The organism is Intestinimonas sp. MSJ-38 (assembly GCF_018917925.1).
In the GTDB taxonomy this organism is placed as follows: Bacteria; Bacillota; Clostridia; order Oscillospirales; family Butyricicoccaceae; genus Pseudobutyricicoccus.
On the sequence record NZ_JAHLPO010000014.1, the window covers coordinates 1 to 14555 of the forward strand.

Sequence of the window (14555 nt, forward strand, 5' to 3'; positions counted from 1 at the left end):
CGGCGCATCAAGGCAAAGCTAAAGGGCTTGCCGCCTGCAATTCACAGACAGCAAGCCCTTTCGGCTGCTTGAACAATTTTTACTTCAGAATATTGTCTAACTTTTTGGGGTCACTTCAAAATTCCGGCCGGGGTTTTCTAGTTCAGCAATGCAATGCCCAGGCAGATCAGAATGGGTATGGCCCCCATCACCAAAAAGCAGATACTGAGTACGCGATACACTCTGCTATCATACCCTTTGATATAGGATCGCTGGGGGCGACGGGGATCGTAACAAACTGTGATCGCGTCCCCCTTTTTCAAAGGCATAGGGGATTTCCCCGCCCCTTTTCCCTGACAGACCGTCCCTTCCGCTTCATATTGATACACCGGATAAAAGGTCAGTCCGTCGGAAGTGCTTCTACCTTTGATATCCACCACCACGCCCCGGGCCAATGCGGTGCAGCTTCTCCTTCTTTTGCCCGCAATAAAAGTCAATAGCAAAGCGGGAATCCAAAAAGCACCTCCTAAGGCGCACAGGGTCAAACAGAGCCCCGGCTCCATCTGTTTTCCCCTTTCTTACAGCAGGTGGAGGCCCTCTTTCAGCTCCTGCTCCATGGCCCTGCGGTGCTTGGGATTATAAAGGGCCGGTGTGCCGCCGGTGTGAAGGAAGAGCACCTTGCTGCCCTTGGCAATTTTCCCCGTCTCCGTCATATCCAGCAGACCGCCGAAGGCTTTGCCGGTATAACAGGGGTCCAGCAAAATGGCTTCCTTCTGGCCCATGGTGTAAATGGCCCGGCGGGCCCTCTCGTCTACCGAGTTATACCCTTCTCCCACATAGCCCTTTTCAATGAGGAAATCTTCCCTTTTGGCATCTTCCGGCAAACCGAACTCCTGGCAGGCTTCCCGATAATATTCCATCAGCCGCTTCTCCTTGGCCTCGCCAAAGGGAGAGATGGCCACCCCCAACACTTTGGCCGAAAGCCCTGCATACCGCGCCCCCATGAAAAGTCCAAGATAGGTGCCCAGGCTTCCGGCAGCGCAGGCGATATAATCAGGAGAAAGATCCATCTCCGCCAGCTGATCCTTCATCTCCAGGGCGCATTCGAAATATCCCCGCAGTCCCACGGTGTTGGAACCGCCCACCGGGATCTCATAAACCTTTTCTCCCTGCTTTTCATAGTGCTCCCGCACCTGCTGGCCAAAGAGTTTGTTCTGCTCTCCTTCATCGGAACCATCGCTGGGCTTGACCCATACCTCGGCCCCCATGATCCGGTCCAGCAAAATGTTGGCATTGATGCCCTCGGGATGGTCGTCCAGGCAAAGAATGGCGCATTTCATGCCATATCTGGCGGCCACCGCCGCTGTGAGTCGGCCGTGATTAGTTTGGGCGCCGCCATAGGTAAGCAGCAGTGTGGCCCCCTGCCTTTTGGCGTCCCACAAAAGGTATTCCAGCTTCCGCAGCTTATTGCCGCCCATCCCTAGATCGGTCATATCGTCCCGCTTGATGAAAAACTCGCAGCCGGTTATAGCCGAAATGGCAGGAAGATGCTGGATGGGTGTGGGAAGTGTGATAAAATGTTCCTTGTCGTATCCGAACAGCATGGCGCATTCCTCCTTTTCTGATTACAATCAGTGTACTCCGAATCCTTACCAAAAGCAAGAGCGCCGAAAAAGTGGCTCAAACCACTTTTTCGAATTTTTGCACGGGGCTGCATGCACGCCCTTGGCGCACACTGGCCCCTTGAGAAGTGCAAAAAGCTGCGCACTGGTCACAACTTTTTGCGGATTGGTAGGAGTAGGACTGCCTCTTCTCCCTGACCAAATAAATTTCCCAACAGTCTGAGAGCATCGGGAATTTTCGGCGCTCTTTTTCTCATTCAGTCTTTCAGCTGGCTGTTTTTGATGTCGGTGATGAGCATATGCCCTGGGGCATGGGTGATGGCAAAGGGCAGTCTGGCCTCTGTCAGCACATTCTGCGGGGTAACGCCGCAGGGCCAGAACACCGGCACTTCTCCTGGGGCGATGTCCACCGCCTGGCCGTAATCAGGACGAGTAATATCCGCAATGCCGATCTCCGCCGGAGAACCGATGTGAACCGGCGCACCGTGGACCCGTGGCATGGCGGCGGTGACGGTCACCGCCCGCACCACCTGGGACGAGGGCATGGGACGCATGCTCACCACCATGTTCCCATGGAAAACGCCGGCACTATGGCAAGGGATGTTGGTGCGGTACATGGGCACATTCCGCCCTTGCTCAATATGGCGCACCGGCACTCCGGCCTCCAGCAAAGCCGCTTCAAAGGAAAAGCTGCATCCAATGAGAAAACTCACCAGATCATCCCGCCAAAGCTCCTCCACCTGGGTGTATTCCCCGGCCAGTTCCCCGTTCCGATACAGCCGGTACCGGGGAAAATCCCGGGCGATATCCACATCCTGTGCCAAAAAAGACAAGCTGCGGCTTCCCACCTCACTGACCTCCAGCACCGGGCAGGCCCGGCTATTCCGCTGGGCAAAGAGCAAAAAGTCATAGGCGTGCTCTTTGGGCAGCACCACCAGATTGCACTGGGCATATCCCATGCACAGCCCTGCTGTGGGACCGTCATACTCCCCTCGCCGAATGACCTGGCGTACTTCCTGAGGCGTCAGGCCGCCCATTTCTTCCAGTTTCATCTGTCCCGCTCCTTCCCTCTTTCGGTTACAGTGCCGCCTGAACCGGCTGGATTGCCTGGCGCAGCCGGCGAAGCACCTGGAGATTTTCATCCAGACTCAGCCCGTCCACACTGCTCTGCCGTTTTCCGGTGACGCCGTCCACTCCCCCAGCCTCTACCACTTGAGAAAGCAGCTGCTTTTCCTGCTCGTCATCGGGGAGCAGCCACTGGCCGGTGCGGCAGCTGAGAAGGGCTTCCACACCCCATCCCCACCAGTTGGACACACCGGAGGCCAGGGCATGATCGGCCCCTACCTTGGCGCAAATCGTCTCCCCATGGGGCACGCTCTCCCGGATCTGCCGGGAAAATGTGCCCATGCCCAGTTCATTGCCTCCGTCGCCAATGGCAATGGAGCGAGGAGCTTTTTCCAGCAGAAGATCGGTATCAGCCACCAGATGGTCGATCACCTGGCCCCGCATATTGTGGTAGTGGCCGTCCTCTCCCTTGCCAGGGCGCTCGATGGCAATGACCAGATCGGGCTTTTCCGAAAGGAGCTTTTCACAGTCCTCCCTGGCCCGCTCCTGCTCCACACAGCGGCAGGAAGCCGCAGGCGCTCTATGGCGGCAGGCCGCTTCCACCAAAGGCAGGCTCCACCGATCGGTGACCACCGTCACTTCTTTGCCCAGCTGGGTCAGGCCATGGGCAATATGAGCTGCCCCCACCGGGCCGTCAGTCTCTCCCACCTCAGCTGCCGCCACGGGAAATCCGGTGAGGATCATCACCTTTTGGGCGTCTATCATCTCGTCTACCATGGCGTTCAGATCGGCCAGAGGCAATTTCCCCAAAAGCCCCCGCTCTCCCGGATCCCAGGTGAGAATCCGCGCCAGTTCTTCGCTCTTTTCCATACCAATATCCCCCATGTTTCATAAAAAAAGATCCGCCAAAAACGCCTGGTCGCCCAGACGCTTCCAACGGATCTCACCGCCGTTGGGCCAAGCCGGCAAAGGCCCGCCCCAGCGGTAAAACTCTATTTGATTCCGCCGTTATTATAGCCCCCGTAAAAGACCTTTGTCAAGGAGGGAAAGATGGTGGTATACTATATCTGATTTTTCCCGGCTCTGCCGGGGTTTGGAGGGCATTTTGTATGGGCTATTCCCCCGATACCGTTTTCATCACCGGCCAGGCCCGCCCCGCCAAGGAGGACGCCATCTCCCTGGTCCACGGCGTCTTTTACCTGGGGCTCATCGTAGACCGGAAAACAGGGCGCATCGAAGACGCCCAGTGCAACACTATTCTGCCCATGACCGACCGGTTTGTCCACTCCCTCATTGTGGGCAAACGCCTGGTGGAAGACATGGAAGAATTGGAAAAAATCATCCGCAGCCGGTATTTCGCCCTGACCCAGCGGGCTCTGCTGGCCAGCCTGAAAGATGCCCGCAATCAATACCTGAACCTGTGCCGCAGAGAAGAAAAAATCTGATTTTTTCTTCCTTATATAATATCGACGCCGCCCTCCTTCGGGAGAGGCGGTTTTTTCTTTTTTCCCCTTGACATTTTGCCGCCTTCTGTTAGAATATTGCTTAAAATATTTTATTTAAAAATTTTTAACTAAAATGTTTGAACCAATTTACGAAAAGAAATGAGGATTTTATCATGTTTGACAAAGTGAAAGAGATCATTGTGGATACCCTGGACTGCAACGCCGACGATGTGACCATGGAGGCCTCCCTCACCGAGACCCTGGGCGCCGACAGCCTGGACGCTGTGGAGCTGCAGCTGGCCCTGGAGGATTCCCTGGGTGTTTCCATCCCCGATGACGCTCTCACCCAGATGAAGACGGTGGGCGATATCGTCAGCTACCTGGAAGCCAATCACTAAATCTCCCGGGAGGGAATACCCATGACCCAAGCTGAATTGTTCGCTCTTATGGACCGCTTTGATCAAAGCGGTCTTTGGGAGCTTTGTTACCGAACAGGGGAAGAAAAAATCACCCTGCGGAAGGGTCCGGCGGCTCCCCTGCCCCCGGCACCTCCGGCAGCGGCCCCTATGACCCCTGCCTCTCCCGCTGTCCAGAACGCCGCCCCCGCAGCCCCGGCCCCTTCTCCTAAGAAGGAGGGAAAGGAAGTCACCGCCCCGCTGGTGGGCACTTTTTATGTGGCTCCCGCCCCGGGAGAAGAGCCCTTCGCCCCGGTGGGAAAACGGCTGCAAAAAGGCGATACCCTTTGCCTCATCGAGGCCATGAAAATGATCAACCAGATCCCCGCTCCCTTCGACTGCGAAGTGCTGGAGGTTCTGGGAGAAAACGGCCAGCTGGTTTCCTTTGGCCAGACCCTGTTCCGCCTCAAGGAGTGCTGATATGTTCAAGCGTATTTTGATTTGCAACCGGGGAGAGATCGCCCTTCGCATCATCCGGGCCTGCCGGGAGATGGGCATCGAAACGGTGGCCGCCTATTCCCAGGCCGACGAAGGCAGCCTGCCCACTCAGCTGGCCACCCGGGCGGTGTGCGTAGGACCGGCCAGGGCCGCAGACAGCTATCTCAACCCCTGTGCCCTGCTCACCGCCGCCCAGCTCACCGGCTGTCAGGCCATCCACCCCGGCTACGGCTTTCTGTCGGAAAACGCCGAGTTTTCCGATCTGTGTCGGGACTGCGGCATCCAGTTCATCGGCCCTTCGGGCCATGTGATCCGCCAGATGGGCAACAAAGCTGCCGCCCGGCGGCTGGTCTCCCAGAAAGGCGTGCCTGTGGTGCCCGGCTCCCCCGGCCCGGTGGCCGATGTGGAGGAAGCCCGCCAGGCGGCAGAGAAGGCCGGCTACCCGGTGCTCATCAAAGCCAGCGCCGGAGGGGGCGGCCGGGGCATGCGCCGGGTGAACACTCCGGAAGAACTGGAAAGCGCTTTCCAGGCCGCCCAGGCCGAATCCATGGCCTGTTTCGGTTCCGATGAAATGTATGTGGAAAAGCTGATCCTCCATCCCCGGCACATTGAAGTGCAGATTCTGGCCGACTCCCAGGGTCATGTGATCCATCTGGGAGAGCGGGACTGCTCCATCCAGCGGAAAAACCAGAAGCTGATGGAAGAATCCCCCGCCCGTGGTCTGACCCCCGCTCTGCGGGAACAAATGGGCCGGGACGCCGTGCTGGCCGCTGAGGCCGCAGGCTATGTGGGAGCCGGCACCATCGAGTTCGTCATGGACCAGGAAGGCCATTATTATTTCATCGAAATGAACACCCGCATCCAGGTGGAGCATCCGGTGACCGAAATGGTCACCGGGGTGGACCTGGTACGGGAGCAGATCCGCATTGCCGCTGGACTTCCCCTGTCCTATTCCCAGGAGGACATCCATCTGGAAGGCCACTCCATCGAGTGCCGCATCAATGCAGAAGATTTCCGCCGTGGCTTCCTCCCCTGTCCGGGGAAAACGGAGTTTCTCCACCTGCCCGGCGGCCCTGGCGTGCGGGTGGACACCGCCCTTTACACCGGCTATGAACTGAGCCCCTATTATGACTCTCTGGCCGCCAAAGTCATCGTCCACGCCCCCACCCGTCTGGGAGCCATCCGGCGGATGCGCCGGGCCTTGGAGGAACTGGTGATCGAAGGCTATTCCACCACCGCCCCTCTGGCCCACCTGATCCTGTATCACCCCAGCTACATCCGGGGCCGCTACGACACCGGCTTTCTGGAACAGAATCTTAACACTCTGCTCCAGTGGGAACCCTGTGGAGAGAAGGAGCTGTGATTGACCCATGACAAACTTTTTTTCTTCCCAGCGCCAACGGCTGTTTCAGCTGAAGGCCATGCGGGACAGCGCCGCCCCTCAGAACACCAGCTCCCAGCCGGCAAATGAGTCCCAGCCCTTTGTCCAGTGCCCCGGCTGCGGCACAGCCCTCACCCGACGGCAGTTGGCCGAAACCATGTGGGTCTGCCCTTCCTGCGGCCATCATTTTCCCATGGATGCCTATTACCGTCTAAAAACCATTCTGGATGACCACAGCTTCCGGGAACTGGACCGGGATCTCACGGCCCGGGACCCTCTCCATTTTCCCGGCTACGGCAAAAAGCTGCTGAGCAAGCAGCAAAGCACCGGCCTTGTGGAAGGCGTCGTCACTGCCAAAGGCCGCATCGGCGGCCATGGGGTCATTGTGGGCGTGATGGACAGCCGCTTCTTTATGGGCAGTATGGGTGTGGCTCTGGGGGAGAAAGTCGCCCGGGCTGCCGAAAAAGCACAGAAGTACAAACTGCCCCTCATCCTCTTCACCGCCAGCGGCGGGGCCCGGATGCAGGAGGGCATTCTGTCTTTGATGCAGATGGCCAAAACCAGCGCCGCCATAGAGCGATTCTCTCAGGCCGGCGGGCTTCTGATCGTCTGTCTCACCCATCCCACCACCGGGGGTGTCACCGCCAGCTTTGCCTCCCTGGGAGATATCACCCTGGCCGAGCCGGGGGCCCTCATCGGCTTTGCCGGCCCTCGGGTCATTCAGCAGACCATCGGCCAAAGCCTGCCCCAGGGCTTTCAGCAGGCGGAATTTTTGCAGGAACACGGCTTTGTGGATCAGGTGGTGCCCAGAGCCCAGATGCGCCCCACCCTCATCAGACTGCTTGACCTGCACCGGGGAAGGAGAAAACGATGAACTGTATGATGGAACAAACCGAGCGTCAGCTCCAGTCCCTCCGTGCCCAGATCGGTCAGCTGGGAGACGATGCCGCCAGCCAGATCCGCCGGGAGCAGCTGCGGCGGGACATGAAGGAGCTGCTGGAAGCCTGCCGTACTCTTTCCCCCGCCGACAAGGTCTATCTGGCCCGGCACCCTTCCCGCCCCGGAACCGCCGACTATATCTCTGCTCTGTTCACCGATTTTTTTGAACAGCAGGGAGACCGTCTGTCCGCTGAGGACGGCAGCATCTATGGAGGCATTGCTCTGTTTCACGGCAAGCCGGTGACCGTGATGGGCCACCGGAAAGGAAAAGACCTGCAGGAAAACCTGCGATGCAATTTCGGTATGCCCAACCCGGAGGGCTACCGGAAGGCTCTGCGCCTGATGGAAGGGGCGGAAAAATTCCGTCGTCCCATCATCACCTTTATCGACACCCCGGGGGCCTATCCGGGCATGGCCGCCGAGGAAAAGGGCCAGGGCAGCGCCATTGCCCACTGTCTGGCCGTCATGAGCCGTCTGACCGTTCCCTTCATTGCAGTGGTCACCGGTGAAGGAGGCAGCGGCGGCGCTTTGGCTCTGGGCATGGGCAACAGTGTACTCATGTTGGAACACGCCATTTATTCGGTGCTCTCCCCAGAGGGTTTTGCCTCCATTCTGTGGAAAGATTCCTCCCGCAGCGGAGAAGCCGCCCAGGTGATGGGCCTGACGGCTCAGGATCTTCTGAACCTGGGTGTCATCGATGAGATCATCCCCGAGCCCTTAGGCGGTGCCCACCAAAACCCCAAGCAGATGTACCGCCGTCTGGACGCCGCTCTAGTCGAGCAGTTGGAGCGTCTTTCCAAGATCAAAGACCTGCAGCGCCATCGGTTCGGCAAATACCGGGCTATGGGCAATGGATTTTTATATGATACCGGGAGGGACAGCCAATGACCGGACTTCAGATTTTAGGCACCGGCCGGAGCCTTCCCCGAAAGGTGCTCACAAACGAGGATATGCGCCAGTTTGTGGACACCAATGACGAGTGGATCACAAGCCGTACCGGCATCCACACCCGGCATCTGTGCCAGGAGGAAACCTGTACCACTCTGGCCGCCCAGGCCGGGAAAAAGGCCCTGGAAGCCGCGGGGCTTTCTCCCAAAGACATCGGCCTTTGCATTGTGGCCACCTTCACTCCCCAGTGGGCCACCCCTTCTGTGGCCTGCCTGGTGCAGAAGGAACTGGGACTTCCCTACGGCATCCCTTGTTTTGACTTAAACGCCGCCTGCAGCGGCTTTTTATACGCTTTGGACACCGCCCGGGCTCTGCTGACAGCCCACGATACCAAATACGCCCTGGTCATCGGCGCCGAGCAGATCAGCCAGGTGCTGGATTTCTCCGACCGGAGCACCTGCGTGCTCTTTGGAGACGGAGCCGGTGCGGCTGTGGTCACTCTTTCCCCTCAGCATCCATACGCCAGTCTGCTGGGTTCCGACGGGGCCCAGAGCTGCATCTGGGCCAAAGGCCCCGGCCCTGATCCCAGCCACCTTCAGATGGACGGCAAAGCGGTATTCCGCTTCGCTGTGGACATCATTCCCCGGGCCGTCCATGGGCTTTTGGAGAAAACCGGCCTTTCCCTTTCCCAGATCCACCATGTGGTGTGCCATCAGGCCAACAGCCGCATTCTGGATTACGCCGCCAAAAAACTTCAGGCCCCGGAAGGGCTTTTCTATCAGAACATCGGCCGCTATGGCAACACCAGCGCCGCCAGCATTCCCATCTGTCTGGACGAAATGTCCCGGGACGGGCTGCTCACTCCGGGCAAACGGGTGCTCTGCGTGGGCTTTGGCGCCGGGCTGACCTGGGGCGCCTGTCTCCTCACCTTTTAAACACAGAGAAAGGATCACACCATGAAACTCAATGCACTTCTGGGAACTGAGTTCCCCATCATCCAGGGCGGCATGGCCAACATCGCCACCGCTCCCTTTGCCGCCGCCGTCTCGAGCGCCGGGGCCCTGGGGCTCATCGGCGCAGGCGGCATGGACGCCGATACCCTGCGCCAGCACATCCGCCAGTGCCGTGAGCTCACCGACAAGCCCTTCGGCGTCAACATCATGCTGATGAACCCCGCCGCCCCGGAAATGGCCCAGGTGGTGGTGGAAGAGCAGGTACCCGTAGTGACCACCGGCGCCGGAAGTCCGGCTCCCTATATGGACGCCTGGAAAAAGGCGGGCATCAAGGTCATCCCGGTGGTGGCCGCTCCCCTGCTGGCCAAGCGCCTGGAAAGCTACGGTGCCGATGCCATTGTGGCCGAAGGCACCGAAAGCGGCGGCCATGTGGGCGAAATGACCACCATGGCCCTGGTTCCCCAGGTGGTGGACGCCGTAAACATCCCTGTGATCGCCGCCGGCGGCATTGCCGATGGCCGTCAGCTGCTGGCCGCCTTTGCTCTGGGGGCCTGCGGCGTGCAGGTGGGTACCTGCCTGCTGGCCAGCCAGGAATGCCCCATCCACCAAAATTATAAGGAAGCCGTGCTGGGAGCCAAGGGCAGTGATACCGTTGTCACCGGTCGTATCGCCGGAACCCCGGTGCGTATTCTGAAAAACAAGATGGCCCGGGAATATGTCACCCAGGAAAAAGCCGGCGCCGACAAGATGGAGCTGGAAAAGTACACTCTGGGCAGTCTGCGCCGGGCAGTCTTTGAAGGGGACACCGACTATGGCAGCCTGATGGCCGGACAAGTGGTGGGTCAGCTTCACAAAATCCGCCCCCTGCGCCAGATTTTTGAAGAACTGATGGCCGGATACACCAGCCAGCTCCAGGCTTTGACGGAGGAAACAAAATGAGCACCCTTTCTCTTGCCGGACACACCCTCTCCCTTCCCATCGCCCAGGGCGGCATGGGGGTGGGGGTTTCTCTGGGGCGGCTGGCGGGCCATGTGGCCGCCTTGGGCGGACTGGGCACCATCAGCACCGCCGTCACCGGCTTTCAGGAGCCGGATTTTGAAACCGATCCCGATGGAGCCAATCTGCAGGCACTGAAAAGCCATGTGCAGCAGGCCCTTTCCCTGGCCAAAGGGGCCGGGGTGGTGGCCATCAACGCCATGGTGGCCACCCGTCAGTATGCCGACAGCATCCGCGCCGCCGTGGAATCCGGTGTGCAGGCGGTGATCTCCGGCGCTGGCCTGCCCATGGATCTGCCCGGCATCGTTCCCGAGGAAAAGGTGGCCCTGGGGCCCATCGTCTCCTCTGGACGGGCAGCATCCCTCATCTGCCGGGCCTGGGACAAACGGTTCCACCGTGCTCCCGACCTGGTGGTGGTGGAAGGCAGCCAGGCAGGAGGGCATCTGGGCTTTTCCCATGATCAAATGCGAGAGCACACCGCTCCCTCTTTGGAAACCATCGTGAAGGAAGTGAGCGATGCCCTGGCTCCCTTCCGGAAAAAATACAAAAAAGCCATTCCGGTGTTTGCCGCCGGAGGGGTGTGGGGCCGGGAGAAAATGGCCGGATTGCGCCAGGCCGGAGCCGACGGCGTCCAGCTGGCCACCCCCTTTATCGCCACCGAGGAATGTGACGCCAGCCAGGGTTTCAAGGATGTGATTCTGGAAGCCCGGGACAAGGATGTGTGCATTATCCCCAGTCCGGTGGGCATGCCTGGTCGGGCGGTGCGCACGCCCCTGCTCCAGCGTCTGGAAAAGGAAAAACAGCTGAAGCCGGAAAAATGCATTTCCTGTCTCACCCCCTGCAATCCCAAAACCGCCCCCTACTGCATTTCCCGGGCGCTGATCCGGGCCGTGCAGGGCGACCGGGAAAACGGCCTGTTTTTCTGTGGCGGCAAGGTAGGGCAGATCAACAAAATGACCACTGTTCGTCAGTTGATGGAACAGCTGATGCGGGATTGGAGGAACGAACAATGAACCTGGCTTTTTTATATGCCGGACAAGGCAGCCAGCACGCCGGAATGGGGCAGGATCTCTATGAGATCTATCCCCTGTTCCGCCAGATCCTGGACGATGCGCCGGTGGATTTTGACCTGAAAAAGCTGTGTTTTGAAGGGCCGGAGGACCAGTTGTCCCAGACCCGATATACCCAGCCCTGCATGGTGGCTTTTGCTGCCGGGGTCACTGCCCTTTTAAAAGAACGGGGCATCGTTCCCCAGGCCGCCGCCGGACTGAGCCTGGGCGAATATTCTGCTCTCCAGGCCGCCGGGGTCTTTACTCCCCGCGAAGCCATCGCCCTGGCCGCTTTCCGTGGAAAGGCTATGGAAGAGGCCGCCCAGGGCATGGAAAGCGCCATGTATGCTGTATTGAACCTGGACCGGAACACGCTGGAAGAAGTGTGCCGGAAAGCCTCTGAGAAAGGCCCAGTATATCTGGCCAACTACAATTGTCCCGGCCAGATCGTCATCGGCGGAGGCCGGGAAGGGGCGGAAGAAGCCTGCCGTCTGGCGCTGGAAGCCGGTGCCCGCCGCTGCCTGCCTTTGAAGGTGAGCGGTCCCTTCCACACCCCCCTCATGGCTCCTGCCGGAAAGGCTCTGGAAGAACATTTTGCCGGTCTGTCTTTTGGCGAAATGGCCTTCCCCGTCTATTTCAACTGCCTGGGCCGGCCCAAAACAGCAGAGGAAACCATTCCCCAGCTTCTGGTGCGCCAGGTGCAAACCAGCGTCTACATGGAGGACACCATCCGCCATATGGCCGATGCAGGCATTGATACCATTGTGGAAGTGGGGCCGGGCAAAGCCCTGTCGGGCTTTGTAAAAAAGACTGCCCCCCATATCAGAACCATCCCGGTGGAAACAGCCCAGCAGCTGGAGGACGCCGTGACACTGTTGAAAAAGGAGAATTGACATGGATCTCAAGGGAAAAAATGCCCTGGTCACCGGCGGAAGCCGGGGAATCGGCCGGGCCATCTGCCTGGAACTGGCCGCCCGGGGCGCCAATGTGCTGGTAGGCTACGCCGGGAGAGAAGAAGCCGCGCTGGAGACTGTCCGTCTTTGCCGGGAAAAGGGCGTGGAAGCCGAAGCCATCCAGGGCGATGTGTCCAAGGCCCCTGATGTGCAGGCCATGGTGGACAAAATGCTCAAGACCTGGAGCACTTTGGACATCCTGGTGTGCAACGCCGGCATCACCCGGGACAATCTGGCCATGCGCATGAGCGAAGAGGATTTTGACGCTGTGCTGGACGCCAACCTGAAAGGAGCCTTCCTGTGCATGAAAGCCGCCTGCCGTCCCATGATGAAACAGCGCTTTGGCCGGATCATCTGCCTGTCCAGCATCGTGGGCCTGCGCGGCAACGCCGGTCAGGCCAACTACGCCGCCAGCAAGGCGGGACTCATCGGCATGAGCAAATCCTTTGCCAAAGAACTGGCCGCCCGGGGCATCACCGTCAATCTGGTGGCCCCTGGCTTTATCGAAACCGATATGACCGCCGTTTTGCCGGAAAAGGTCCGGGAAGGTCTGCTGTCCTCCATTCCCATGGGTAAGCTGGGCCAGCCGGAGGATGTGGCCCGGGCAGCTGTCTTTTTCGCCCAGCCGGAAGCCGGTTATATCACCGGTCAGGTGCTGTGCGTCGACGGCGGCATGGCCGTTTAAAGGAGGAAAACACCATGGATCAGAACAGAAGAGTGGTCGTTACCGGCCTGGGCATCATCAGCCCCCTGGGCTGCGGCCTCACCGCCTCCTGGCAGGGTGCCAAAGAGGGAAAATGCGGCATCGGCCCCATCACCTTGTACGACACCGAGGGCCAGAAGGTCAAGCTGGCCGGTGAGGCCCACGGCTTTGATGCAGAAAACTACATGGACAAACGGGAAGCCCGGAAAATGGACCGGTGCAACCAGCTGGCCATTGCCGCCGCCCAGGAAGCCTTTCAGATGAGCGGTCTGGATATGGAGAAAGAAGACCCTCTCCGCTGCGGTGTGCTGGTCTCCAGCGGCATCGGCGGACTGACCACCATCCAGAACGAATGCCTCAAAGGCAATGAAAAGGGCTGGGACCGGGTATCCCCCTACTTTATCCCCATGTCCATCGCCAACATGAGCGCCGGGCATATCGCCATCCAGCTAGGCTTTCAGGGGATGTGCTCCTGTTCGGTCACGGCCTGCGCTTCGGGCACCAATGCCATCGGCGACGCCATGCGCTACATCCGCCATGGCTATGCCGATGTGATGCTCTGCGGCGGCACCGAAGCCAGCATCACCCCGCTGGGTATGGGCGGATTTACTTCCCTCAAGGCCCTGTGTACCAATCCCGACCCCGCCCGGGCCTCCATTCCCTTTGACAAAGAGCGCAGCGGTTTCGTCATGGGCGAAGGCGCCGGGATGCTGATGCTGGAAAGCTATGAACACGCCAAAGCCCGGGGTGCCGTCATTCTGGGCGAGGTGGCCGGTTACGGCGCCACCTGCGATGCCCACCACATCACCGCCCCCTGCCCCGATGGTCGGGGCGCCGCCCAAGCCATGACCATGGCTCTGGAAGATGCGGGCATCACACCGGAACAGATCGGCTACATTAACGCCCACGGCACCTCCACCCCCCTCAATGACGCCGGTGAGACCCTGGCGGTGAAAAAGGCCTTTGGCGATCACGCCTACAAGCTGGCCATGAGCTCCACCAAGTCCATGACCGGCCATCTGCTGGGGGCTTCCGGCGCGGTGGAGGCCATCTTCACCCTGATGGCTCTGAAAGAGGGCTTCCTGCCCCCAACCATCCACTATCAGGTGCCCGATGAACAGTGCGATCTGGACATCGTGCCCAACACAGGCCGGAGCCAAAGCATTTCCTATGCCATGTCCAACTCTCTGGGCTTTGGCGGTCACAACGCCAGCCTGGTTTTTCATGCCTTTGAGGAGGAACAACAATAATGGAACTGGATATCAATCAGATCAAAGAAATTCTGCCCCACCGCTACCCCTTTCTCCTGGTGGACCGGATCACCCATCTGGAACCGGGGGTGCGGGCCGTGGGCCGCAAATGCGTCAGCGGCAATGAAGCCTTTTTCCAGGGCCACTTTCCCCAGAAACCGGTGATGCCCGGCGTTCTCATCATCGAGGCCATGGCTCAGGTGGGCGCTGTCATCCTTTTGTGCAAAGAGGAGTACAAAGGCCGCATCGCCCTGTTCGGCGGCATCAAAAAAGCCCGCTTCAAGCGCCAGGTAGTGCCGGGGGATGTGCTGGAGCTGGAGTGTGTTCTCACCCAGATCCGGGGCTCGGTGGGCATCGGCCAGGCCACGGCCAAGGTGGACGGCCAGCTGGCCGCCACAGCAGAACTTCTCTTCGCTGTGGAATAAGGCCCATTGATGCC

At 59.5% G+C, this 14555-nt stretch carries 17 protein-coding genes; 13 read left to right on the plus strand and 4 right to left on the minus strand.

The features are described from left to right. Window positions 1-137: 137 nt before the first annotated feature. The 4 genes from KQI26_RS09630 to KQI26_RS09645 form a co-directional block, all read right to left on the minus strand. Window positions 138-542: a DUF3592 domain-containing protein gene (locus KQI26_RS09630; RefSeq protein WP_216504253.1), complete on the minus strand. Its 405-nt coding sequence runs from the start codon at window positions 540-542 to the stop codon at window positions 138-140. A gap of 15 nt (window positions 543-557) precedes the next feature. Next, window positions 558-1583, minus strand: a complete 1026-nt coding sequence (locus tag KQI26_RS09635; RefSeq protein WP_216504254.1) for a 1-aminocyclopropane-1-carboxylate deaminase/D-cysteine desulfhydrase — start codon at window positions 1581-1583, stop codon at window positions 558-560. A 275-nt stretch (window positions 1584-1858) separates the two neighbouring features. After that, window positions 1859-2653: a putative hydro-lyase gene (locus KQI26_RS09640; RefSeq protein WP_118747295.1), complete on the minus strand. Its 795-nt coding sequence runs from the start codon at window positions 2651-2653 to the stop codon at window positions 1859-1861. 25 nt (window positions 2654-2678) lie between these two features. Further along, window positions 2679-3536 (minus strand): DUF4392 domain-containing protein, encoded by an 858-nt coding sequence (locus tag KQI26_RS09645; RefSeq protein ID WP_216504255.1) that lies wholly within the window; start codon window positions 3534-3536, stop codon window positions 2679-2681. A gap of 239 nt (window positions 3537-3775) precedes the next feature. On the opposite strand from KQI26_RS09645, the gene KQI26_RS09650 reads away from it, so the two are divergent. The 13 genes from KQI26_RS09650 to fabZ all read left to right on the plus strand — a co-directional run bounded on the left by KQI26_RS09650 (window position 3776) and on the right by fabZ (window position 14541). After that, window positions 3776-4111: a DUF3870 domain-containing protein gene (locus KQI26_RS09650; RefSeq protein ID WP_216504256.1), complete on the plus strand. Its 336-nt coding sequence runs from the start codon at window positions 3776-3778 to the stop codon at window positions 4109-4111. A gap of 173 nt (window positions 4112-4284) precedes the next feature. After that, window positions 4285-4509, plus strand: a complete 225-nt coding sequence (gene acpP / locus KQI26_RS09655) for an acyl carrier protein (RefSeq protein ID WP_253292782.1) — start codon at window positions 4285-4287, stop codon at window positions 4507-4509. Between the two features lie 21 nt (window positions 4510-4530). Then, window positions 4531-4986 (plus strand): acetyl-CoA carboxylase biotin carboxyl carrier protein, encoded by a 456-nt coding sequence (gene accB / locus KQI26_RS09660; RefSeq protein WP_216504257.1) that lies wholly within the window; start codon window positions 4531-4533, stop codon window positions 4984-4986. A 1-nt stretch (window position 4987) separates the two neighbouring features. Further along, window positions 4988-6367, plus strand: a complete 1380-nt coding sequence (gene accC, locus KQI26_RS09665) for an acetyl-CoA carboxylase biotin carboxylase subunit (protein ID WP_216504258.1) — start codon at window positions 4988-4990, stop codon at window positions 6365-6367. Window positions 6368-6374: 7 nt separating this feature from the next. Beyond that, a complete protein-coding gene (gene accD, locus KQI26_RS09670) occupies window positions 6375-7259 on the plus strand; it encodes an acetyl-CoA carboxylase, carboxyltransferase subunit beta (RefSeq protein ID WP_118747299.1) in 885 nt (294 codons plus the stop codon). A gap of 5 nt (window positions 7260-7264) precedes the next feature. Beyond that, window positions 7265-8212: an acetyl-CoA carboxylase carboxyltransferase subunit alpha gene (locus KQI26_RS09675; protein WP_216504299.1), complete on the plus strand. Its 948-nt coding sequence runs from the start codon at window positions 7265-7267 to the stop codon at window positions 8210-8212. Further along, entirely contained in the window at window positions 8209-9147 is a 939-nt protein-coding gene (locus KQI26_RS09680) for a beta-ketoacyl-ACP synthase III (RefSeq protein WP_216504259.1), read from the plus strand. The genes KQI26_RS09675 and KQI26_RS09680 overlap by 4 nt, the downstream gene beginning before the upstream one ends. A 21-nt stretch (window positions 9148-9168) precedes the next feature. After that, entirely contained in the window at window positions 9169-10104 is a 936-nt protein-coding gene (locus tag KQI26_RS09685) for a DUF561 domain-containing protein (RefSeq protein WP_216504260.1), read from the plus strand. Then, window positions 10101-11174, plus strand: a complete 1074-nt coding sequence (locus KQI26_RS09690) for a nitronate monooxygenase family protein (RefSeq protein ID WP_216504261.1) — start codon at window positions 10101-10103, stop codon at window positions 11172-11174. The genes KQI26_RS09685 and KQI26_RS09690 overlap by 4 nt, the downstream gene beginning before the upstream one ends. Continuing rightward, a complete protein-coding gene (fabD, locus tag KQI26_RS09695; protein WP_216504262.1) occupies window positions 11171-12103 on the plus strand; it encodes an ACP S-malonyltransferase in 933 nt (310 codons plus the stop codon). Before KQI26_RS09690 ends, fabD begins: the two co-directional genes overlap by 4 nt. Window position 12104: 1 nt before the next feature. Beyond that, entirely contained in the window at window positions 12105-12848 is a 744-nt protein-coding gene (gene fabG / locus KQI26_RS09700; protein WP_216504263.1) for a 3-oxoacyl-[acyl-carrier-protein] reductase, read from the plus strand. Window positions 12849-12862: 14 nt separating this feature from the next. Beyond that, the gene (gene fabF / locus KQI26_RS09705; protein ID WP_216504264.1) at window positions 12863-14116 is read left to right on the plus strand and encodes a beta-ketoacyl-ACP synthase II; all 1254 of its coding nucleotides are present in this window, start codon (window positions 12863-12865) and stop codon (window positions 14114-14116) included. Continuing rightward, complete coding sequence (gene fabZ, locus KQI26_RS09710) at window positions 14116-14541, plus strand: 3-hydroxyacyl-ACP dehydratase FabZ (RefSeq protein WP_216504265.1); 426 nt, start codon at window positions 14116-14118, stop codon at window positions 14539-14541. Before fabF ends, fabZ begins: the two co-directional genes overlap by 1 nt. The last annotated feature ends 14 nt before the right edge of the window (window positions 14542-14555 follow it).

Excerpts from the sequence above, each read along its gene's own strand:
- KQI26_RS09630 (WP_216504253.1), bottom strand. The coding sequence starts at position 542 with ATGGAGCCGGGGCTCTGTTTGACCCTGTGCGCCTTAGGAGGTGCTTTT.
- KQI26_RS09635 (WP_216504254.1), bottom strand. The coding sequence starts at position 1,583 with ATGCTGTTCGGATACGACAAGGAACATTTTATCACACTTCCCACACCC.
- KQI26_RS09640 (WP_118747295.1), bottom strand. The coding sequence starts at position 2,653 with ATGAAACTGGAAGAAATGGGCGGCCTGACGCCTCAGGAAGTACGCCAG.
- KQI26_RS09645 (WP_216504255.1), bottom strand. The coding sequence starts at position 3,536 with ATGGAAAAGAGCGAAGAACTGGCGCGGATTCTCACCTGGGATCCGGGA.
- KQI26_RS09650 (WP_216504256.1), top strand. The coding sequence starts at position 3,776 with ATGGGCTATTCCCCCGATACCGTTTTCATCACCGGCCAGGCCCGCCCC.
- acpP (WP_253292782.1), top strand. The coding sequence starts at position 4,285 with ATGTTTGACAAAGTGAAAGAGATCATTGTGGATACCCTGGACTGCAAC.
- accB (WP_216504257.1), top strand. The coding sequence starts at position 4,531 with ATGACCCAAGCTGAATTGTTCGCTCTTATGGACCGCTTTGATCAAAGC.
- accC (WP_216504258.1), top strand. The coding sequence starts at position 4,988 with ATGTTCAAGCGTATTTTGATTTGCAACCGGGGAGAGATCGCCCTTCGC.
- accD (WP_118747299.1), top strand. The coding sequence starts at position 6,375 with ATGACAAACTTTTTTTCTTCCCAGCGCCAACGGCTGTTTCAGCTGAAG.
- KQI26_RS09675 (WP_216504299.1), top strand. The coding sequence starts at position 7,265 with ATGATGGAACAAACCGAGCGTCAGCTCCAGTCCCTCCGTGCCCAGATC.
- KQI26_RS09680 (WP_216504259.1), top strand. The coding sequence starts at position 8,209 with ATGACCGGACTTCAGATTTTAGGCACCGGCCGGAGCCTTCCCCGAAAG.
- KQI26_RS09685 (WP_216504260.1), top strand. The coding sequence starts at position 9,169 with ATGAAACTCAATGCACTTCTGGGAACTGAGTTCCCCATCATCCAGGGC.
- KQI26_RS09690 (WP_216504261.1), top strand. The coding sequence starts at position 10,101 with ATGAGCACCCTTTCTCTTGCCGGACACACCCTCTCCCTTCCCATCGCC.
- fabD (WP_216504262.1), top strand. The coding sequence starts at position 11,171 with ATGAACCTGGCTTTTTTATATGCCGGACAAGGCAGCCAGCACGCCGGA.
- fabG (WP_216504263.1), top strand. The coding sequence starts at position 12,105 with ATGGATCTCAAGGGAAAAAATGCCCTGGTCACCGGCGGAAGCCGGGGA.
- fabF (WP_216504264.1), top strand. The coding sequence starts at position 12,863 with ATGGATCAGAACAGAAGAGTGGTCGTTACCGGCCTGGGCATCATCAGC.
- fabZ (WP_216504265.1), top strand. The coding sequence starts at position 14,116 with ATGGAACTGGATATCAATCAGATCAAAGAAATTCTGCCCCACCGCTAC.